Annotated in this window: 17 protein-coding genes; 11 read left to right on the forward strand and 6 right to left on the reverse strand. The window is 44.7% G+C overall.

Annotation, left to right across the window (positions count from 1 at the left end):
• The first annotated feature begins 231 nt into the window (after positions 1 to 231).
• Positions 232 to 1131 carry a nitrilase-related carbon-nitrogen hydrolase gene (locus AC5JP1_RS08860; protein WP_493843855.1) on the forward strand — a complete coding sequence of 300 codons (900 nt, stop codon included), beginning with the start codon at positions 232 to 234 and terminating at the stop codon, positions 1129 to 1131.
• Positions 1132 to 1183: 52 nt separating this feature from the next.
• On the opposite strand, the gene AC5JP1_RS08865 is transcribed toward AC5JP1_RS08860, so the two are convergent.
• The 4 genes from AC5JP1_RS08865 to lptM form a co-directional block, all read right to left on the reverse strand.
• Positions 1184 to 2242, reverse strand: coding sequence for a tyrosine recombinase XerC (locus tag AC5JP1_RS08865; protein WP_493843856.1), 1059 nt, complete (start codon positions 2240 to 2242; stop codon positions 1184 to 1186).
• A gap of 83 nt (positions 2243 to 2325) precedes the next feature.
• A complete protein-coding gene (gene dapF / locus AC5JP1_RS08870) occupies positions 2326 to 3213 on the reverse strand; it encodes a diaminopimelate epimerase (RefSeq protein ID WP_319051200.1) in 888 nt (295 codons plus the stop codon).
• 218 nt (positions 3214 to 3431) lie between these two features.
• Positions 3432 to 4808, reverse strand: a complete 1377-nt coding sequence (gene lysA, locus AC5JP1_RS08875) for a diaminopimelate decarboxylase (RefSeq protein WP_493843857.1) — start codon at positions 4806 to 4808, stop codon at positions 3432 to 3434.
• 108 nt (positions 4809 to 4916) lie between these two features.
• A complete protein-coding gene (lptM, locus tag AC5JP1_RS08880; RefSeq protein ID WP_493843858.1) occupies positions 4917 to 5228 on the reverse strand; it encodes an LPS translocon maturation chaperone LptM in 312 nt (103 codons plus the stop codon).
• 730 nt (positions 5229 to 5958) lie between these two features.
• Between lptM and AC5JP1_RS08885 the strand changes: the two genes are divergently transcribed.
• The 10 genes from AC5JP1_RS08885 (at position 5959) to tdh (ending at position 17717) form a co-directional block, all read left to right on the forward strand.
• Entirely contained in the window at positions 5959 to 7191 is a 1233-nt protein-coding gene (locus tag AC5JP1_RS08885; protein ID WP_493843859.1) for an acetate/propionate family kinase, read from the forward strand.
• Between the two features lie 80 nt (positions 7192 to 7271).
• Positions 7272 to 9419, forward strand: coding sequence for a phosphate acetyltransferase (gene pta, locus AC5JP1_RS08890; RefSeq protein ID WP_493843860.1), 2148 nt, complete (start codon positions 7272 to 7274; stop codon positions 9417 to 9419).
• Positions 9420 to 9638: 219 nt separating this feature from the next.
• A complete protein-coding gene (locus AC5JP1_RS08895) occupies positions 9639 to 10562 on the forward strand; it encodes a nicotinate-nicotinamide nucleotide adenylyltransferase (RefSeq protein ID WP_493843861.1) in 924 nt (307 codons plus the stop codon).
• Positions 10563 to 10693: 131 nt separating this feature from the next.
• Positions 10694 to 11107, forward strand: a complete 414-nt coding sequence (rsfS, locus tag AC5JP1_RS08900; protein ID WP_443525250.1) for a ribosome silencing factor — start codon at positions 10694 to 10696, stop codon at positions 11105 to 11107.
• A gap of 213 nt (positions 11108 to 11320) precedes the next feature.
• Positions 11321 to 12085 (forward strand): MOSC domain-containing protein, encoded by a 765-nt coding sequence (locus AC5JP1_RS08905; protein WP_493843862.1) that lies wholly within the window; start codon positions 11321 to 11323, stop codon positions 12083 to 12085.
• Between the two features lie 142 nt (positions 12086 to 12227).
• On the forward strand, positions 12228 to 13583 hold the full coding sequence (locus tag AC5JP1_RS08910) for an APC family permease (protein ID WP_493843863.1): 1356 nt from the start codon (positions 12228 to 12230) through the stop codon (positions 13581 to 13583).
• A gap of 44 nt (positions 13584 to 13627) precedes the next feature.
• A complete protein-coding gene (locus AC5JP1_RS08915; protein WP_493843864.1) occupies positions 13628 to 14524 on the forward strand; it encodes an N-acetylmuramoyl-L-alanine amidase in 897 nt (298 codons plus the stop codon).
• Positions 14525 to 14599: 75 nt separating this feature from the next.
• Positions 14600 to 15346, forward strand: a complete 747-nt coding sequence (locus AC5JP1_RS08920) for a pyridoxine 5'-phosphate synthase (protein ID WP_493843865.1) — start codon at positions 14600 to 14602, stop codon at positions 15344 to 15346.
• Between the two features lie 101 nt (positions 15347 to 15447).
• Positions 15448 to 16638: a glycine C-acetyltransferase gene (gene kbl, locus AC5JP1_RS08925; protein ID WP_493843866.1), complete on the forward strand. Its 1191-nt coding sequence runs from the start codon at positions 15448 to 15450 to the stop codon at positions 16636 to 16638.
• A gap of 53 nt (positions 16639 to 16691) precedes the next feature.
• Positions 16692 to 17717, forward strand: coding sequence for an L-threonine 3-dehydrogenase (gene tdh, locus AC5JP1_RS08930; protein ID WP_493843867.1), 1026 nt, complete (start codon positions 16692 to 16694; stop codon positions 17715 to 17717).
• 165 nt (positions 17718 to 17882) lie between these two features.
• On the opposite strand, the gene AC5JP1_RS08935 is transcribed toward tdh, so the two are convergent.
• Positions 17883 to 18848 (reverse strand): restriction endonuclease, encoded by a 966-nt coding sequence (locus AC5JP1_RS08935; RefSeq protein WP_493843868.1) that lies wholly within the window; start codon positions 18846 to 18848, stop codon positions 17883 to 17885.
• 4 nt (positions 18849 to 18852) lie between these two features.
• Positions 18853 to 19836 (reverse strand): hypothetical protein, encoded by a 984-nt coding sequence (locus AC5JP1_RS08940; RefSeq protein WP_319051215.1) that lies wholly within the window; start codon positions 19834 to 19836, stop codon positions 18853 to 18855.
• Positions 19837 to 19973: the final 137 nt, after the last annotated feature.

Raw genomic sequence — 19973 nt, forward strand, 5'->3', positions numbered from 1 at the left:
CTGTGTCATAACCTTATTAGGACATGACGATAGCATTTTTTGCCACAATTTTGCTATGATAATTTATATTCTACTCAGATACGTCTGAAATATTTTTTATATAAACTTATCATTTTGGCATCAATAACCAATCAATAATTATGAATGGTCTGTTCAGCAACCTTCAAAATTTATAATAAATAAAAGGCAATGAGCGACCATTAAAACTCAGCAGTTACGGAGAACACCGTTATGAATGACATAATAGACAACACTCAATTTAGCATAGCTGCTATCCAAATGAACAGTCAGCAAAATATCGAGAGCAATTTAGCAGCTATCCAATCTGCCATCATTGACGCCAAATCCCAAGGCGCTGAGCTCGTTGTTATACCTGAGAACTGCTGTAGTATGGGGCAGCAATTTGCTACTGCAGAACGTTTTGACGCGCTTTCAGCGACGATGGCTGATTATGCTCGCACTCATGGTATTTACCTACTTGCAGGCTCATTGCCTTGTCCTTATCGTCCCGATGGTGCTGTAGTCCCTGACGGTAGACTGCGTCAAGTCAGTCAGTTGTTTGCACCAGATGGTACGCGGGTGGCACGCTACGACAAAATCCATCTATTTACTGCAACTGTCGCTGATAAGCAAGGCAGCTACAATGAAGCAGCAACGTTTGAGCCAGGTACTCAGACGATAGTCGCTCCTTTGGAGTCAGGCAGTTCTGTCTATCAGCTGGGCATGATGGTGTGCTTTGATTTGCGCTTTCCTGCATTGGCGCAACGCTTGCGCCAAGCAGGTGCCGACATACTGAGTGCCCCGTCTGCCTTTACTTATTTGACTGGGCAAGCGCATTGGTCGCTGCTGTTACAGGCACGTGCTCTAGACAGCCAATGTATGGTGATCGGCGCCGCACAAGGTGGTGACCATAGGTACAAAGATGGTAATACTCGCCAGACATGGGGACATACCGCCATTACTGCGTTTGATGGAAGTGTCATCACGAGCCATGACAGTAGTGAGCTGACTTCCTCTACCGCATCTGAAACAAATAAAGGCTATGCTGTCGTCATGGCCTCGCTCGACAAGCAAGCTCAAATACAAGGGCGACAAAAGCTACCAATCTTTGATTGTCATCGTTTAGCATAAACAAAACTGCTATATCGCTAGGTTTGCTATTGGATAGTGGATAGGACTGCTATTAGGTAGGATTGCTCTCATTCTGAGCATGGGTTGCGCGCGGGTGGGCACGGTCATAGACTTGGGTTAGCTTGGCAAAATCAACATGAGTATAGATCTGAGTGGTACTAATATCACTGTGTCCTAGCATCTCCTGCACGGCGCGCAAGTCGCCACTGCCTGACAGCATGTGTGAAGCAAAACAATGACGTAATAGATGCGGATACATGTTTTGGGCGATGCCTGCACGTGTCGCCGCAACTTTTAAGCGCTGTTGTACAGCACGTGTGGATAGCCGAGTACCGAGCTTTTCGCTGATAAACAAAGCATTATCCATTTGCTCGACCCATAGATTGCGATGTGGTAGATAGCGTCCAATCGCTTCTGCTGCTTTTGCACCCAGTGGCACTAGACGTGTCTTATTACCTTTACCCGTGACACGAACGCGCAAATCAGACAAGTCAACATCCGCAATATCCAGTGCAACCAACTCGCCGACACGTAGACCACTACTATAGAGCAATTCAAACATCGCTTTATCTCGTAGCCATAAGCGCGCCTGCTCTGGTATATCGGGAACTTCTTGATCAAGCAGCTGGGTTAATAAATCAACATCAGCAATAGACGGTAGTGGTCTAGGGCTACGTTTAAGCTGATAGCCGGTGGCTGGATTGATACGTGCTAAGCCCTCTTCTATCAACCAACCATAAAAATGCCGAATCGCTGACAGCTCTTGTTGCACGCTAGCAAGCGCAAGTTTGTCTTCATCGAGGCGCTGACTGATATGCTGAGCCAATTGGCGCTTATCACAGCGTGTCCATGTCAAACGCTTGCCACGTAAGAACAGTGCCAACTGGTTTAAGCCTGCAAAATAAGCCGTGAGCGTATGCGGTGAGTGATTACGTATAGATAGGGTGTTGAGCCAGCGGTGCACAGGGGCTAGAAGCTCTCGTAATATCGCATCTGACTCTATACTGGCCGCCAGCTCATCTGACAGCCAAGGCATAGAAGGCATAGAAGGCATAGAAGGCGTAGAAGGAATAGCCTGCATCGCTTGACTGACTTTATTGGACATAACCATATCAAAAGTACCTGTGCCGTTTATATCATTTGCCTGACATTTATATCATTTTCCTGATAATAGGCAGCAATCTTTAGACGTTATCAGCCTTCAGAGTTTGGCTTGATACCTGCTTGCGCCATTAACCCATCTGGACTAAATACCCCTTCATAAACAAAAGCAGTCGGACCCGTCATCATGACTGAGTAGCCGGGCTGCCATTTGATAATCATGCTGCCACCATAGAGCTGTGCACGGACTTCTTCACCTTCATCGAGCCAGCCTTCGCGTATACCAACCGCTACTGCTGCACAGGCACCAGTACCGCAAGCCTGTGTCTCACCCACGCCGCGCTCATATACACGCAGACGAATATGACGCTGATTCATCACCTGCATAAAGCCTACATTGACGCGGTCTGGGAAAGCGGGATGAGATTCGATGGCCTTACCTAACGTTTCAACTTCAGCATCGAGTACGTCATCAACCTTGATGACGGCATGAGGGTTACCCATATTGGCAACGTATAGCTGCACAGGCGTACCATTTACATCAAGGTGATAGGTGTTTTGAATTTTGGTCGTGGCTCTCGGACTAAAAGGAATCTCATTTGGTTCAAACCGAGGTTTACCCATGTCTACCTCTACCCAGCCAAACCGATCCGTGGTCAAAGAGATAATACCACTGGCAGTCTCCACACGTAGACGCTGCTTAAAAGATAGCTTACGGGCCTGCACAAAACGGGCAAAACAGCGCGCGCCATTGCCGCATTGCTCAACCTCGGTGCCATCAGTATTAAAAATACGGTAGCTAAAATCAACATCAGGGCGCATCGGTGGCTCGACCACCAGCAATTGATCGAAACCAATACCCAAATGGCGATCTCCCAATAACGCTACCAAATCCTTAGTCAACTCCAGACGCTGGGTCACCAAATCGATAACCATGAAATCATTGCCCAGCCCATGCATTTTAGTAAACTCTATTAGCATATCCTTGATGTCCTATCCTATTTTTATGTATGGCTTATATTAGCACGCTGCCAGATACAATCATAATTATCACCGCGCTCAAATACTAACTTATCGTTATGACTAAAAATTGTTTTGGTTACTTAGGGTTTGCCATAAAAAACCCACCATTATCATCATGGTGGGTTTTTTTTATTACTCAAAAACAGTTTAAGTTTTACAGTTTCAGTTTTGCGGTTTTATTTATCCTGCCATAACATTTCATCAGCATATAACGCTTCGACCGTTTCGCGCTTACGGATCAGTTGATGGCTATCACCTGACACCATGACTTCGCTAGCACGCGGACGCGAATTATAATTGCTGCTCATTGTAAAGCCATAGGCACCCGCACCTGTTACGGCCAAGACATCATTGGTGCTTAGTGACAACAAACGGTCTTTTGCCAAGAAATCACCTGTCTCACAAATCGCCCCAACGATATCCCACGGCTGCGTACCTTCCGTATCGATACCGTTGCTTGGGAGTGTGCTTGGGATCACGGCCATCTCAGCTTGATATAAAGCAGGACGAATCAAATCATTCATCGCAGCATCAACGATCGCAAAGTTCTTGTGCTCCGTTGGCTTAAGTACATCAACTTGCGTCAATAGCACGCCAGCATTGGCCACAATACTACGACCCGGCTCAAAGAATACAGTCAATCCAAGCTCGCTAAGTTTCGGCAATAAGGCCTCGGCGAATTCATCGATAGATACAGGCGTCTCATCAATATAACGCACGCCCAGACCGCCGCCTAGATCAATATGACGTAGCGCAATACCACTATCGCGCAAGCTATGTATCAGCTCAATGACTTTGTCTAATGCCGCGACAAACGGCTCCACTTCTGTCAGCTGTGAGCCAATATGGCAGTCGATACCAACGATATCGATATGCGATAGATTTGCCGCTTGCTGATAAACGGCTAGTGCATCTTCATGAGTGATGCCGAACTTATTGTCTTTGAGGCCGGTTGAGATATAGGGGTGTGTTTTGGCATCGACATTTGGGTTGACGCGTAATGAGATTGGCGCCTGTTTATCAAGTGACTGTGCGACCTCATTGATTAGGGTCAATTCACTGATAGACTCGACGTTAAAGCAGCCAATACCTTGGGTCAGTGCGTACTCAATATCGCTATACGTTTTGCCAACACCCGAAAACACAACACGTGACGCGGCGCCACCTGCTGCCAGTACACGCATCAGCTCGCCACGAGAGACGATATCAAACCCAGCACCTGCCTGTGCCAACACACCAAGTACAGCAAGGTTAGAGTTTGCTTTTACGGCGTAGCATACCTGATGATCAAGACTGGCAAAACTGGCAGTATACGCCTGATAGACGTCGAGTATCGCTTGCTTTGAGTAGACATAGCATGGCGTACCATATTGTTTTGCTAGCTTATCGATACTGACCTGCTCCATATATAGCGCATCGTCGCGATAGCTCAGTGCAGGCAAATGGGCACTCAAGGCTTTAGGGTCGATATACAACCCCTGCTCAGTTTGGATAGTGACCGATTCGCCAGTTGCAGAGTCGGTCAAGTCAGCAGGTAGTTCAGAATGACTCATATAAACATCTCTAATATAATCAGGGTAACAGGGGTAACATAAATTTTGGGTAGCGAGCACGACCTAATGATTAGGTATCAGCAGTCGTTAAGCTTTGATAGCCAGACGCTAATAGTCATTAGGATCCGTACTTGGTTCAGGTAGTAATTGCTGCTCATCTAGATAGTCGTTTTTTTGATAGGTATCGTCATCGATGCCCGCAAAGGCGGCATCTTGTGGATTACTTGTACTATTGAGTACCGACGAGCTGCCTTCGACTGTTTGGCTGCTAGACTCTGCCAAATACAAGTCGCCTTTTTGTCCGCAGCCTGATACACCTACCATGACGGCGCTGCCGATAATGAGAGTAGCAATGGCGCGGCGACTGGTAAGCAGAGATGAGGTGTGCTCAGTGTTTGATGGGCGAGATGTAATAGACATAAAGCGTATAACCTATGAGCGTGCAGTGGTGTAAGTGCGATAAAAAATCATAATGGACAGACAGTCAAATAGGTAGCTAAAAAACTGCCAATGCGATCATTTCAATCATAGCATTATTACACAAAGCTGTACGTATACCGAACATGAATGGCTAATAAATTTGCTGCGTATTGAGCGTTACTTTGAAACTATTGTCAGACATTGCTGACGATATTGATTGGTAATGGCACGCAAAAACATGCTTTATCGCAATTTAGACACTGCTTCTGACAACATTTGATACTTCCTTATTGTTTCTGCTGCCAGCAATACTGTCCTAAAACAATTGGGTACTCATGGCTATCGCAATTAAGTACGACTCATAAATATAGTTGTGTCAACGATATGATAGCCTACTATCCAGCACTCTTAAGCCACACCATCATCGAGGTATAGGTACAAAAATATGTTACATTGTAGCGCGACCTTGGCACTATGATGAGTGGCTATGATGATTTACCGCCTAAGACTGTTTTATAAAAAATAGAATCATTGGTCTAAACTAATATAAGTATCATGCAAATCGGTAGCATGTTTGTTTAATGTATTCATTATAAAAACGATACGATATCGACCTGACTATTTAGTAATATTAATGCTGTATTGCCATAAGCGTCTATTTATATCGCGTTGTATTACGCTTGCGATATGATGACGCGCCACCTAATAAACACCAACCTGAGGATAGAGCATGAGCGATAACCTAACCACCACTTTTGATGACAAGAACACTGAAACATCAACCCTGACGAGCCCCACACTGGTTTTGAACTGCGGCTCGTCTTCCATCAAATACGCGTTGATTAGTGATGACAACTCTACTCGTATCACAGGTCTGGCCGAAAACTTAGGGCTTGATACTGCTCGCATCAAACACACTACCCTAGATGGTGACAAGCTCGAGATATCTATTCCTGGTGGTCGACACAAACTGGCACTACAAAAAATCCTTGAGCTACTAGAGCAATATCATTTTATCGCTGTCGGTCACCGCGTGGTACATGGCGGGCGAGAGTACTCAGAAGCGGTACGCGTTGACACTCATGCATTAGAAGAAGTTAAGCGACTTAAAGCGTTGGCACCCCTACACAACCCTGCCAATGCCCTGGGAATTGAAGCAGTTCAAGCTATCTATCCTGATATTCCGCAAGTGGTCGTATTCGATACCGCCTTTCATCAGACCATGCCGCCAGTCGCGTTTCGCTATGCATTACCAAAGTATCTATACGAAGAGCACAAAATTCGTCGCTATGGCTTCCATGGGACGTCGCACGCTTACGTATCAGAACGCACCAGCCAAATTACTGAGTCTACAGGGCCACATGGCTGGCTAACGGCGCACTTAGGCAATGGGTGTTCCGCTGCTGCTGTATACGACGGCAAGAGCCTCGATACCAGCATGGGGCTGACACCGCTTGAGGGGCTCATGATGGGTACTCGTAGCGGCGACGTCGACCCAAGCTTGCACATGCATCTAAAGCGCCAGCTGGGTATGAGCCTAGAAGAAACAGATAAAATGTTGAACAGTGACAGTGGTCTCCTCGGTATCTCAGGTCTGTCCAATGATTTGCGTACTATCGAACAAGCAGCTAGTGAAGGTCATGAAGACGCACAGCTTGCTATCGAGATGTTCTGTTACCGCGCGGGTAAATACCTCGCCAGTCTCAGCTGTGCGCTACCTGAATTTACCGGTATTGTCTTTACTGGTGGTATCGGTGAAAACTCAGACATTACACGTACCAAAATCTTGGCAGTGATGCGTCATTTCGGTATAAAAATAGATGCTGATAAAAACGCAAACTTGATACGCGGTAAAGAAGGCAGTTTTCATGCCGAAGATAGTAGCGTCGAGCTATGGGTTGTACCAACCGATGAAGAGTACCGTATCGCTCAAGAGACCCGTCAAGCACTAAATCTTGGCTAGATTGGGCAATACTGAGCAGCATTGAGCAATGATTACTTGGCATTCATTATAAAAATATAAAATAAACCATAGGATTTATTATGCAAACTATTTTACTTGTTCCCATTAGCCGCGGTATTGGCGTGACATCAGCCGCTCTTGGTTTGATTCGTGCTTTCGATTATAACGGCATCAAGGCCGGCTTTATGAAGCCATTCTTGCAAGATGACACGCTTGATAAGCAACATAGTCTAGACAGCTCAAACGCTCTAACCATGCATGCGTTTGGTCTAAAACCGCCCAAATCGATCAGCCGTCAGCACGTTGAGCGTATGCTAGGTGATGACAATTTAGATGACTTGATGGAAGAGGTAATCGCCAATTACCACACCATGGATAGTGGGCATGATGTTGTCATTTGCGAAGGACTTGTGCCTACTACTGAGACGTCTTATGCCTCTCAAATCAACCGTGCGCTTGCTCATGCTTTAGATGCCAAAATCATCTTTGTTGGTACAGCAGATATCAGTAAACCTGCTTATCTAGCGGACAAACTCGACGTCCATGCCCGTGAGTTCGGCGGTGTCATCGATACCCGTACGCTGGGTGTGATATTGATGCGCGTACAAGACGTGCCCAATACTTTTGATAACCAACCCGTTGCCCCTGGTGAAGCAGTTGTTAGTTTAGACCCAACCTTTTTGCAAGAAGTGCAGCGCTTGTCGCCATCGTTCAATACCGAAGCGTTCCGTCTTATCGGTGTGGTGCCGTTTAGCGATTCACTGTCAGTACCGCGTACGTGGGATATCGCGACAGAGCTTGATGCTACATGGCTGAATGTCGGTGAAGCAAAGACTCGTCGTATCAATCGTATTAGCTTGACCGCGCGCTCAGTGGCCCGAGTCAATGAAGTCTTTAAACGTGGCACATTAATGGTCGTCCCTGGTGACCGTGATGACTTATTATTGGCGGCGGGCTTGGCTTGTATCAATGGGATTCCACTTGCAGGACTGGTGCTGACTGGTGGTATCACGCCAGGCAAAACCGTGGCTGAGCTATGGCAGTCAGCGCTCAAAACAGGTATCCCTGTTATGAGTGTCGAGACCGACAGTTATGAAACGGTACAGAGCCTGATGCATATGAGCTCTGAGATTCCAAGCGATGATACCGAGCGTGCAGAAGAAGTGGCTCGTTACGTGGCGGCGCACTTAGATCTGAGCTGGATCAAAGAATACTTCAGCCGTAATCACGAACCACGCCTCTCGCCATCAGCGTTCCGTCATCAGCTGGTCAAAAAATCACAACAGGCCAAAAAACGCATCGTACTGCCCGAAGGGTCTGAGCCACGTACCGTTGAGGCGGCCTGTATCTGCCAAAGCCGCGGTATCGCCAACTGCGTCCTACTTGCCAAGCGTAGCGATGTCGAACAAGTCGCTAAAAACCGTGATTTGACGTTGCCAGAAGGGCTAGAAATCATCGATCCTGATAGTGTCGATATGAGCAAATACATCAGCGCAGTAGTAGAACGCCGCAAAGGCAAAACCAATGAAGATGTCGCTGCTGAATATCTAAAAGACACAGTATATCTTGGTACCATGATGCTGCAACTGGATGAAGTTGATGGTTTGGTTTCAGGTGCTATTCATACCACAGCCAACACGGTACGCCCAGCGTTTCAGTTGATCAAGACCGCACCGCAATACTCTTTAGTATCGTCTGTGTTCTTTATGCTGTTGCCTGAGCAAGTGGTGGTCTATGGTGACTGTGCCATTAACCCTGACCCCAACGCCGAAGAGCTGGCAGAGATTGCTATCCAATCAGCACAGTCAGCTGCTGCATTTGGTATCGATCCAAAAGTGGCAATGATCAGTTACTCTACTGGCTCATCAGGCGCTGGCGCGGATGTCGAAAAAGTCGCCCGTGCCACTCAAATCGTTCGTGAGCGCGCACCAGACCTAAAAGTCGATGGTCCACTACAGTATGATGCCGCCTCGGTCATGAGTGTGGGTAAACAAAAAGCACCTGACTCGCCTGTCGCTGGTCAAGCCAATGTCTTTATCTTCCCTGATCTCAATACGGGTAACACCACCTACAAGGCCGTACAGCGCAGTGCCAATGTCGTCAGTGTCGGTCCTATGCTCCAAGGGCTCAATAAACCGGTAAATGACTTGTCTCGCGGTGCGCTCGTTGATGATATCGTCTATACCATTGCACTGACGGCGATCCAAGCACATAGCGACTTGATTTAATTGCTATAGGTCTTGCTAGTTATCCTCTTATATAATGCCGACTATCGCCATGATAGTCGGTTCTTATTGATGATGCGGTGATATGCAGTTGCTATGCGGACAGGCAGTGGTGACAGATGCTCATCTGCCCTCTACAATGGTTCTATCACTTACTCACGACTGCCATACTCTGATAGCTCATGTACTATCACCACAACAAGCGCCTGCCCCTTTATAACTATGCCTAATACCACAAGCGACCAGCAAAGCACACTCACCTCACCCCTACCTGCTATCCGCGCGTATCTTGGTGGCTCATTTGATCCGGTACATAATGGACATCTACAAGTGGCTATGTCTGTCTATCAGCATCTACTACCCATCGCTATACAACAACAGCGCGCCTTGCACGTCTACCTACTACCCAATGCACGCTCACCATTTAAAGCGCAGAGCACAGACCCTAATCACCGCTTAGCCATGCTAAGACTCGCAACGCAAAACACACCGATACAGATCAGTGAGCTGGAGCTATGGCAAACGCCACCTGTCTATACGATTGATAGTGTGCGCGCATTCAGACAGCAATATCCTCATGACAGCTTGATATTTATTATGGGTATGGATAGCGCGCATAGCTTGGACAAATGGAAAGATGGATTACGACTCACTGACTATGTCAATCTATGGGTGTTCAATCGTGCAAGCCACGATAGTAACAATGATGGTATTTCTGACAGTGTATCGCCACTTGCAGATACAGCGACTGCTCAAGATATCTCTACTCTCAAGTCGCAACTGCCAGTGTCATTGCAGCCCCGTATCACAGACTCACCTATGACACTATTAACCTCAAGTTCCAAATGCTTGAAAGACAGCACTCATTTAAATAGCTCTGACTTGAAAAACGCCAATCAAGGACGCATTTATATAGATACGCGGCCCATCACTGCCGTATCCAGCACCCAAATACGTGAACAGCTACAAGAGCTGGCACAAAAAATAAATAAAATACCCGCCGCTGATAGGCAAATCGCATCTATAGCATCAATAAATGCTATCATTAGCAATACTGAATTCAATCCATTAGCTAAATGGCTAAATCCTGCTGTTTATCACTATATTATCGCCCATCAGCTATATTCTGCTGCTCAATTCCGTTAAAATCGCCTTATCTATGTCATTTTTCCTATCCTGTTTTTATGCATGACTGACAATATGTGATCAGTCGGATAAGACAAATTGACGTTTTACCCCTTTATTTTTAATATTTACGATTCAAGAGATTAAAGTTTATGACCAAAACCATGACTGAAGAACGCCTAAAAGAATGTTTGACCATAGTACAAAGCGCTCTAGATGATATGAAAGCAAAGAACATTACTGTAATGAATGTAGAAGACTTGACCGACGTCACCGAACGCATCGTCATCGCTGATGGTACCTCAAAACGTCATGTCCGTGCGATGGCGGATAGCGTTGGTGCTGAAGCCAAGCAATCAGGCTTTATGCCGCTGGGTCGTGAAGGCGGTATCGACTCTGACTGGACACTGATCGATTTGGGCGCAGTTGTCGTTCATATCATGACCCCGCAAGCGCGTGAGTTCTATGACTTAGAAGGTCTATGGTCATCACCTGACCAGTTGGCTGAGCTGGTTGCTACGCCGCGTGAAAAGAAAACTGCTGGTCGTCGCAACAAGAACAAATAAAGTCATTGAGTACAATGATCGCATCATCCTAAAAGCATGAGACCAAAAAGACCAGAATCATTATTCTGGTCTTTTTTTGTGCTTATATTTGAGCATATATGTCATGATAAATACCCATTAAAATGGCTAATAATGCGATAGCTTGCTATGATAATATCTTACTTATTTTCCCAATTTTTGTCTTGTCTATGACGCTTTTATTAAGGACTGCTCATGTCTGCTGACCACAGCTCAAACCCTAAGATTAACCTACCCTTGCATGTGGCAAACTTAGTATGTGTCCGCGCGGGAAAAGCCATGCCATTCACTCGCGAAGAAATGAGTGCCATTGATAAAGCGCCAATCAAAACGCCTGTTGCCGTCAACTTTATGGGATTGATCACCGATGAGCAAGCCGACCGCAAACATCACGGCGGCCCACTCAAAGCAGTGCATCAACTGCCAACTGCGACTTATGAAAAAATCAATACAGAGTTTGACCTAAAAGTACGCGTCGGTACACTCGGTGAAAACCTTACGACTGAAGCCGTCAATGGCTTGTCTGAGATGGACGAGTCTAATGTCTGTATTGGTGATGTTTATCAGTATGGCGGGCAGTATAGTGAAGACAATATAAAAGGTGAAGATAGCGTACAACTACGTATCGTCCAACCGCGCCGCCCCTGCTACAAAATCAATGACCAAATTGGCCAATTTACCAAGGTGCCCAATATCGCAGCATGGGTCAGCAAGCGAGGTATCTCTGGCTGGTATTTTCAAGTGGTGCGTGATGGCATGATTAACGCTGATTTGCCAGTATATCTCGTCGAACGTCCTTATCCGTTTGCCACGCTAGAGACACTTTGGCAACTGGCCAATTCGAAAGAAAAGTTTGATGCCGAGGTGATTGAGCCTTGGCTGGCAATTGAGTGTTTGGAGGCGAGTTGGAAAAAGGTTCTGGCTAAAAAAATCCAACAGGATCGCAAAAGCATCACTTAATAAAAACCTTTAGTATGACTTTTCTATTTATAAGAGATGGCCAGTACCCTGCGTAATGGCGTCACAAGGTTTTTCATGCCCCAGCCCAATTCTACAATAAGAACGACACTCTCCTTTGTTTTACATCTCAAAGGAGACAGCCATGAGTGAACAAACAGAAAGCATCAGTTATCTACAGGCGATTGCCATCAGCGTAGGCGCCATTATCGGCTGGGGTGCTTATGTGATGCCAGGCGATTTATTTTTGCCCCAGTCACAGCTATTAGGCTCTTCTGTTGCCATTATTATCGGTACTTTGGCAATCTATATGGTAGCGCGCGCTTACATCAACTTGCTGACCCAAACACCAGAAAACGAGTCAGGCGGTATCTATTGGATTGAAAAGTATATCAATAGAAAGCACGCCTATATTTATGGTTGGGGCGTCACGATAGGTTATATCTCCATTATCGCGCTCAATATATCAGCTGTCGCTTTACTGTTGCGATATCTATTGCCCAGCGGCTTACAATTAGGTTATCTGTATACGATTGCCGGTTGGGAAGTCTACGCCAGTGAAGTATTCCTATGCAGTGCGGCTATTATTTTGTTCAGCTATATCAATTTAAAGGGCGTACGAGTCGGCGCAAAAATCCAGCTATATATCGCCCTATTTATGATTTTGTCAGTGACGGCATTGTTTTTTGCCTCGCTCTGGATGACGCCTGCTACTCAAGCATTTTTGCCCACTGATATGTCCAGTAGCTCTATCACTAGTTTCGCATGGCTGCCTATATTAGCCGTAATGCCATGGGCATATGTCGGTTTTGAGACCACGCCGCAGATCTCAAAAGCCATCAGTGACTCAAAAACCAAGACTAAAAGCATTATCCTAATTTCACTCATCGCAGGCGTGTTGTTTTATTTTTTGATCAACTATTTTACTGCGCTAAACATGAGTTTTGACTACCAAGCTATCAAAGACAGCAACTGGGCGACAGGTGAAGGCATAGACAATCGTATCGGTAGCATCGGCATCTGGCTGCTATCGATAGCGATGATTGGCTCAATAATGAGCGGTATCAATGGCTTTATATTGTCATCTGTTAAGCTCTTAGAATCTATGAGCGACACGTCGCTATTGCCTAGTATATTTACGGATAAAAACAATCACTTTAGTAAGCAAAAAACCGTGATATTGATCTGCTTCGTATGTCTGCTTTCTCCTTGGCTCGGTAGAAACTACCTGCTCGATATCGTGACCATGGCATCTTTGGGTATTACGGTGGGCTTTGCTTATGTCACGACCGCTGACCTCGTCAATGAGCGAAAAAAGAAACAAGCAGGTCTACTGAACTATCTTTCTGTAGTGATCAGCGTGGTCTTTATATCGCTACTACTGCTACCATTTTCACCAGCGGCGCTGTCATTCAATGCTTATGTCTTGCTAGGACTCTTTGTTATCCTAGGCATAATGGGGTATCGAAAAATAATGCCTGTGCAAACCGTAGCACCGTAGCGCATAATATCAGCACACTACACTCCCGCTATATAGAGCAATTTATGGCAAAAAGTATGACCTCTTTAGCATTGGCATCAGTACTAGTATCGTGCTTCACGCTGCCCTTGATTGGCTGCGTGACCACGACTGCACCAGCCGCTACGACCAAAAGCTACAGCGTCGATAGCGATACTTATCAATCGACAGGCAAAAGCCAGCGTATAAAGACCATCGTCCTGCACTATACGGTCTCAGATAATGAGCGCTCGATAAAGACATTGACGACGGGCAAGGTCAGCGCGCACTATCTAATCCTAGACAGTGATGATGATAAAATTTATAACCTCGTACCCGAATCTGAGCGCGCGTGGCATGCAGGCGACGGTGGCTTTGCAGGACGTACCATCCTCAACGATACCTCTATCGGTATCGAAATCGTCAACGCGGGGATCAAGCCTGAATACCGAGACGCGCTAAAGAATGGTGCTATGGATTACCATCCTTATGAGCATTATGTGGCATTTGATGAATTGCAGATTAAGAAGGTCGCGGAGCTAGTACAAGATATCGCCATACGCTATGACATCTCGCCGAAGAACATCATCGGTCACTCGGATATGGCACCCTCACGCAAGATCGACCCGGGTGCCAAATTCCCGTGGGAACGACTGTATTTCGATTATGGCATCGGCGCTTGGTATGATGAAGCGGACAAGCAAGAAATTATGAATCGGCGTACCTTGGTCGCGCCAAGCGTACAAGAGATCAAGCAAGCCTTTCGCACATACGGCTATCAGATCAATAATAGTGACGAGTGGGACAAACCCAGCCGTGATGTGATTTATGCGTTTCAGCTACATTTCAGACCGCAGCAGCCAACCGGTAATATGGATAGCGAGACCTATGCGATATTACAGGCGCTCAATATGAAGTATGCTGATCGGGATGACTTCTATTAAAATTAGGTATTGGCCATTAACAACTATCTATCTATTTATTTATCTACCCATAACAACAATGAAAAAGGAAATATGATGAGCACCCTATTTAGTGTTAATTTAAACAAACTCGCCTTAATCAGAAACTCTCGCGGCACAGATTATCCCAACCTACTGTATTTTGTAAAAAAGCTCATTGATCTCGGTGTCAAAGGCTTTACCGTGCATCCGCGACCTGATGAGCGTCATATCAGATACCAGGATGTCTATGATATCAGTGCATTCTTAAAAGACTATCCAGAGATTGAGTTCAATATCGAAGGTAACCCAAACGAGCAGTTCTTAAAGATTATCCGTGAGGTCAAACCGCATCAATGTACGCTTGTGCCCGATAGCGAAGACCAACTGACCTCCGATCATGGTTTCGACATCATTAAATACAAAGATATGCTGTCAGCACTGAGTCATGAGCTGCAAGGGTTTGGCACACGCTGCGCGGTATTTATCGACCCTGATATCGAACAAATCAAAGCGGTCATCGACAGCGACGTGCAAACGATCGAGATGTATACCGAAGAATGGGCGCGCGCCTACAGTAATGGTAAGAGTGATGCCAATATTGACTTCGATGAGGTCAAGCAACGCTTTAGCGACTGTGTCACCCTAGCCAATCAAAACGGTATCCGCGTCAATGCGGGTCATGATCTGAATTTGGATAATTTGGCTGATCTGCTCGCGCTTAGTGATATCGCTGAGGTATCTATCGGTCATGCGTTTACCATCGAGTCGCTAGAGCAAGGCATGGATAATGTAGTGCGCCAGTATCTAACGATTTGTGCTTAACCCGCATTAATAAGTGAATAATTTGGTTCTATCAGCAGTCCCAATGTTTGTACGTTAAACAGATCCTAAGCAGACACTAATAATATAAAAAAGGAATTTTTATGTATCAAGCCTTTCAGAAGCATCTACAACAAGAAATCGACGATATCCGCGACGCAGGTCTGTATAAAACCGAGCGCGTTATTACCTCTCCGCAAGATGCGCTCATCACCATCGCCGATGGTCGTGAAATGCTTAACTTCTGTGCCAATAATTACCTTGGATTGTCTGACCATCCTGAGATTAAAAAGGCGGCCACCGATGCCATTGAAGACTCAGGTTATGGCATGTCATCGGTACGTTTTATTTGTGGTACGCAAGATTTACATAAGCAATTAGAGGCGGCGATTTCTCAATTTTTTAATACCGAAGATACGATTCTTTATGCAGCCTGTTTCGACGCCAATGGCGGTGTCTTTGAACCACTGCTGACCGCAGATGATGCCATTATTTCTGATTCGTTAAACCATGCCTCAATCATCGATGGTGTGCGTCTGTGTAAAGCTGCGCGTTATCGCTACGCCAATGCGGATATGCAAGACTTAGAGACTCAGCTGCAAGCAGCACAAGCACAGCGTTTTCGCTTAATTGTCACCGATGCTGTGTTTTCAATGGATGGTAATGTGGCGCCGATGGATGAGATTTATGCGCTCGCACAAAAGTACGATGCTATGGTCATGATCGACGAGTGTCATTCAGCAGGCGTCGTCGGTCGCACGGGTGGCGGCGTGACTGAATTATTTGATTTACGCGGTGATATCGAGCTGATCACAGGTACTTTAGGCAAGGCATTTGGCGGTGCGATTGGCGGCTTTACGACGGGTAAAAAAGAAATGATTGAGATGCTGCGTCAACGCTCACGCCCGTATCTGTTTTCAAACTCCATTCCGCCCATGATCGCGGCCGCCGGGTTAAAAGCGTTTGAGATGCTAGCAGAAGACAATACCCTACAAGACAAACTGCATGAAAATACCGCCTATTTTGTGAAGCAAATGCAAGATGCGGGCTTCGATATCAAGCCTACCGAATCGGCAATTTGTGCGGTGATGCTGTATGACGCCACTGTCTCGCAACAAATGGCAGAGGCGCTACTTAGCGAGGGCATTTATGTGATTGGCTTCTTCTACCCTGTCGTCCCCAAAGACGAGGCACGCATTCGTGTCCAGCTCTCCGCTGCCCATACGCGCGCGCAGCTCGACCAGTGTATCGCCGCCTTTATCAAAGTCGCCAAGCAAATGGAAGTGATTGCTTAGGTATTTGATAATTCATAGGTAGGCACTACTTATAGCCAAAATAAGAGAAAATTATGAAAGCACTGGTTAAAACGCATGCCGAAAAAGGCATCTGGATGCAAGACGTGCCAGAACCGACAGTCGACATCAATGACGTCAAAATAAAAATTAAAAAGACCGCCATTTGTGGTACGGATTTGCACATTTATAAGTGGGATGAGTGGTCACAAAAAACCATAAAGACGCCGATGATCATCGGGCACGAGTACGTCGGTATCATTAGTGAAATGGGCGATGGTGTCAAGCATTTTGCAGTGGGCGACCGCGTTACAGGCGAAGGTCATATCGCTTGCGGGCATTGCCGTAATTGCCGCCGAGGTAAGCTCCATGTGTGCGAAAACACGATAGGCGTGGGCGTGAATCGCGATGGCGCGATGGCCGAATATTTGGTGATACCTGCCGATAATGTCATCAAACTCGATGAGCGTATCAGCGATGAGATGGCCGCCATTATGGACCCGTTTGGTAATGCCACGCATACTGCCCTATCCTTTCCTGTCCTTGGTGAGGATGTGCTAATCACGGGTGCGGGACTGATTGGTTCTATGGCAACAGCGATTTGCCGATTTGCCGGAGCGCGTAATATTGTGGTCAGTGATATCAGCGATTATCGCTTAGAGCTTGCCAAAAAGATGGGCGCGACGATGACCATCAACCCAGCCAAAGGTGAAACTATCGAAGGCGCTATCGATACGTTAAAAATGCACGGATTTGATATTGGGCTTGAGATGTCAGGCTCGCCTCAGGCTTTTGATTCAATGATTAGTAATATGTATAACGGCTCTAAAATCTCTCTTTTGGGCATTTTGCCTAACACCACTACGGTGGATTGGAGCAAGATTATTTTTAAGGCGCTAACCCTAAAAGGTATTTATGGGCGTGAGATGTGGGAGACGTGGTATCAGATGGAGCAAATGCTGATTAGCGGTATTGATCTGTCGCCTATCATTACCCATCGCATGCACATTGATGACTTCCAAGAAGGCTTTGATATCATGGAAAGTGGGCAATGCGGTAAGGTGATTTTAAGCTGGGATTGATTTTGTTGATTATTGGTTAAATTTTAAATGTTCACGACTCAAAAAACGGCGCTGATTTTAGTGCCGTTTTTTTTGGATATTAAAAAGCGATAAGATTCATGAGTTGATTGCTGAGGCTAAGAGAAACTGTGAATATTAATTTGGAACGTGAGTGAGTAAATCAAATTACAACACATTATCAGATAAGTCACTCACACTAAAACCGACATCATAAAGTGATATTTCATGGTCAGCACTACCTATACATTCTATTTCAGGAATTTGAGTTTTTTGACGTAAACCCAAATCGATACGACCTGAAAAAACTTTGTTACTTTCTATATTCAATATTTTGGTTATGTCAATTTGTATCTTAACTCTTGATCCTGCGGAAATTATTTCCGAATTATGAGCATCTGATCTTTCAACTCTAGCTAAATTTTGATAATTATGAGAGCTTTGCGAAAATATCATTAGCGATGGAAGCTCTACAATCTCTTTCATATAATGAGTTGTCGCTTTTATCTTAACTTTTTCGATATTCCTGTCGAGTAAATCCATAAATCCAGCATAACCTTCTACTTGTAAATCATATGGAAAACTCTTTATTTCCCCATTTTCATTTATTGCGTATTTCAGTTTATTAAAAATAGTATTAATAAAGTTATTTTTAACTCTGAACGCATTCACAATTTCTTGAAGATTGGCATTTGGTAATTCATTAAATACTAAATGTATATCTAAGGGGTGAAAACCGTAATATCCAACTTCAACTTTTGAGGATCGACCCCATGTATGAGCTATTTCAGGCGAGTGCTCTGTTAAGGTATGGAGAAAAATACCATGTTTTTCAGCTTTTTTAGTTGCTCCTTCGGTAAAACCTGAGCTAGATACTGCTATCATCGCGAACGCATCTAGACTCAACTTTCTACCTATTAGCTCTTCAATCCATTTTACGTCTTGGGGTGCGCTATGATGCCTGCACTCAATATGGCTTTTTAAACCATCATGATTAATCGCAATATCGATTTGTCTCATCTGCTTTGGGTTATCAGGGTCAGAAATCTTAACATTCCATACTACTTCGTCACCTGACTTAACCATAATTGAGATTATGCGACCAACTATCTGTTCGAACTCTTTTGGAGTCATTAATCTACCCCCTACCTTCAGATAGTCTATATATATTATGATCTAACTCATCTATGTCATAGCCTAATCCTTCTATTTGAGAAATTACTTCTCCAACAGCATCAAAATGCTCATGATTAATATTTTTAACTTCAATAAAGAGCTTCCCTGAATTAAAACTTACTTTTTCTATAATAAAACTAAATTCCGCTAAAACCTCTTGTAAGTTTATAACTAACTCGTCTTTATTTCTAATTCCATCAAGATAAAACTCTAAAATATTAGGCTCTTCATAATTATGAAAATCTAGCTGGTGTGCTGTTGCATTCCTAACGAACTGCGTTTTACTATTGCGGTTTGTAGACTTAGAATTCATAGAGCTAGAAAGGCGATTAACTGATAATTGAAGGCTTTTAAGCTCTTCTAACACATATCTATCAACAGAAACTGTTTCTTCAGTAATTAATGGAGCTTTAAACGCACCATAGTTTTTTAAGAAGGTAGAATAATTTTCAGGGTCACTTTCATATGCTTTGTAAGTCTTTTTTATTCTATCTTTTAAATTTTCTTTAAAAATTTCAATGTCATGATATCTTAAGTCTTTTGGATAACTTAGATGTTCAATTACAGAGGTATCAAAAGAATAAGGTGTTACTTCATCTTTTATAATGATTGTTGGTTTATCGAAAGCTAGACGCAATCCTAGCTCAAACATGACGTTTGGATTTCTACCGCTTATATCGCAAACTATCATTGGGTTATCGTATAAGTTCTGAACAATACGTTTGTGAATAACGCCTATATCATCCGCATCACTCACTAATCTAGCTTCAAAATTAGCTTCTTTAATAGCAGATTCTATTATCCTTTTGACATCTTTCCAATGAGATTCAGGATAGCCTTCCATACTTGCAATAGGCATTACAATGCCACATTTTTTCGGTAAATTATCATCTGATTTTTCGTGTGGCTTGCTTTCGACTTTATTCGGTTCAGATTGATTGTCCATTCTAATCTCCAAAGAAAACAATGAGTTCGTAGGGTGCGCCCAGCGCACCAATAACACTAAAATTAAAGTTTAGACTAATTTATCATAAAATGGTCATTCAGAAGCGCGTTTTAGCCCTGATTGCAGCGTATATACTT

This window comes from Psychrobacter sp. H29, from assembly GCF_059073055.1.

Bases quoted from the DNA above. Each gene is read 5' to 3' on its own strand.
- AC5JP1_RS08920 (WP_493843865.1), top strand. From the start codon at position 14,600: ATGAGCACCCTATTTAGTGTTAATTTAAACAAACTCGCCTTAATCAGA.
- tdh (WP_493843867.1), top strand. From the start codon at position 16,692: ATGAAAGCACTGGTTAAAACGCATGCCGAAAAAGGCATCTGGATGCAA.
- lysA (WP_493843857.1), bottom strand. From the start codon at position 4,808: ATGAGTCATTCTGAACTACCTGCTGACTTGACCGACTCTGCAACTGGC.
- AC5JP1_RS08885 (WP_493843859.1), top strand. From the start codon at position 5,959: ATGAGCGATAACCTAACCACCACTTTTGATGACAAGAACACTGAAACA.
- AC5JP1_RS08895 (WP_493843861.1), top strand. From the start codon at position 9,639: ATGCCTAATACCACAAGCGACCAGCAAAGCACACTCACCTCACCCCTA.
- AC5JP1_RS08935 (WP_493843868.1), bottom strand. From the start codon at position 18,848: ATGACTCCAAAAGAGTTCGAACAGATAGTTGGTCGCATAATCTCAATT.
- kbl (WP_493843866.1), top strand. From the start codon at position 15,448: ATGTATCAAGCCTTTCAGAAGCATCTACAACAAGAAATCGACGATATC.
- AC5JP1_RS08865 (WP_493843856.1), bottom strand. From the start codon at position 2,242: ATGGTTATGTCCAATAAAGTCAGTCAAGCGATGCAGGCTATTCCTTCT.
- AC5JP1_RS08860 (WP_493843855.1), top strand. From the start codon at position 232: ATGAATGACATAATAGACAACACTCAATTTAGCATAGCTGCTATCCAA.
- AC5JP1_RS08910 (WP_493843863.1), top strand. From the start codon at position 12,228: ATGAGTGAACAAACAGAAAGCATCAGTTATCTACAGGCGATTGCCATC.
- rsfS (WP_443525250.1), top strand. From the start codon at position 10,694: ATGACCAAAACCATGACTGAAGAACGCCTAAAAGAATGTTTGACCATA.
- pta (WP_493843860.1), top strand. From the start codon at position 7,272: ATGCAAACTATTTTACTTGTTCCCATTAGCCGCGGTATTGGCGTGACA.
- dapF (WP_319051200.1), bottom strand. From the start codon at position 3,213: ATGCTAATAGAGTTTACTAAAATGCATGGGCTGGGCAATGATTTCATG.
- AC5JP1_RS08915 (WP_493843864.1), top strand. From the start codon at position 13,628: ATGGCAAAAAGTATGACCTCTTTAGCATTGGCATCAGTACTAGTATCG.
- lptM (WP_493843858.1), bottom strand. From the start codon at position 5,228: ATGTCTATTACATCTCGCCCATCAAACACTGAGCACACCTCATCTCTG.
- AC5JP1_RS08905 (WP_493843862.1), top strand. From the start codon at position 11,321: ATGTCTGCTGACCACAGCTCAAACCCTAAGATTAACCTACCCTTGCAT.
- AC5JP1_RS08940 (WP_319051215.1), bottom strand. From the start codon at position 19,836: ATGGACAATCAATCTGAACCGAATAAAGTCGAAAGCAAGCCACACGAA.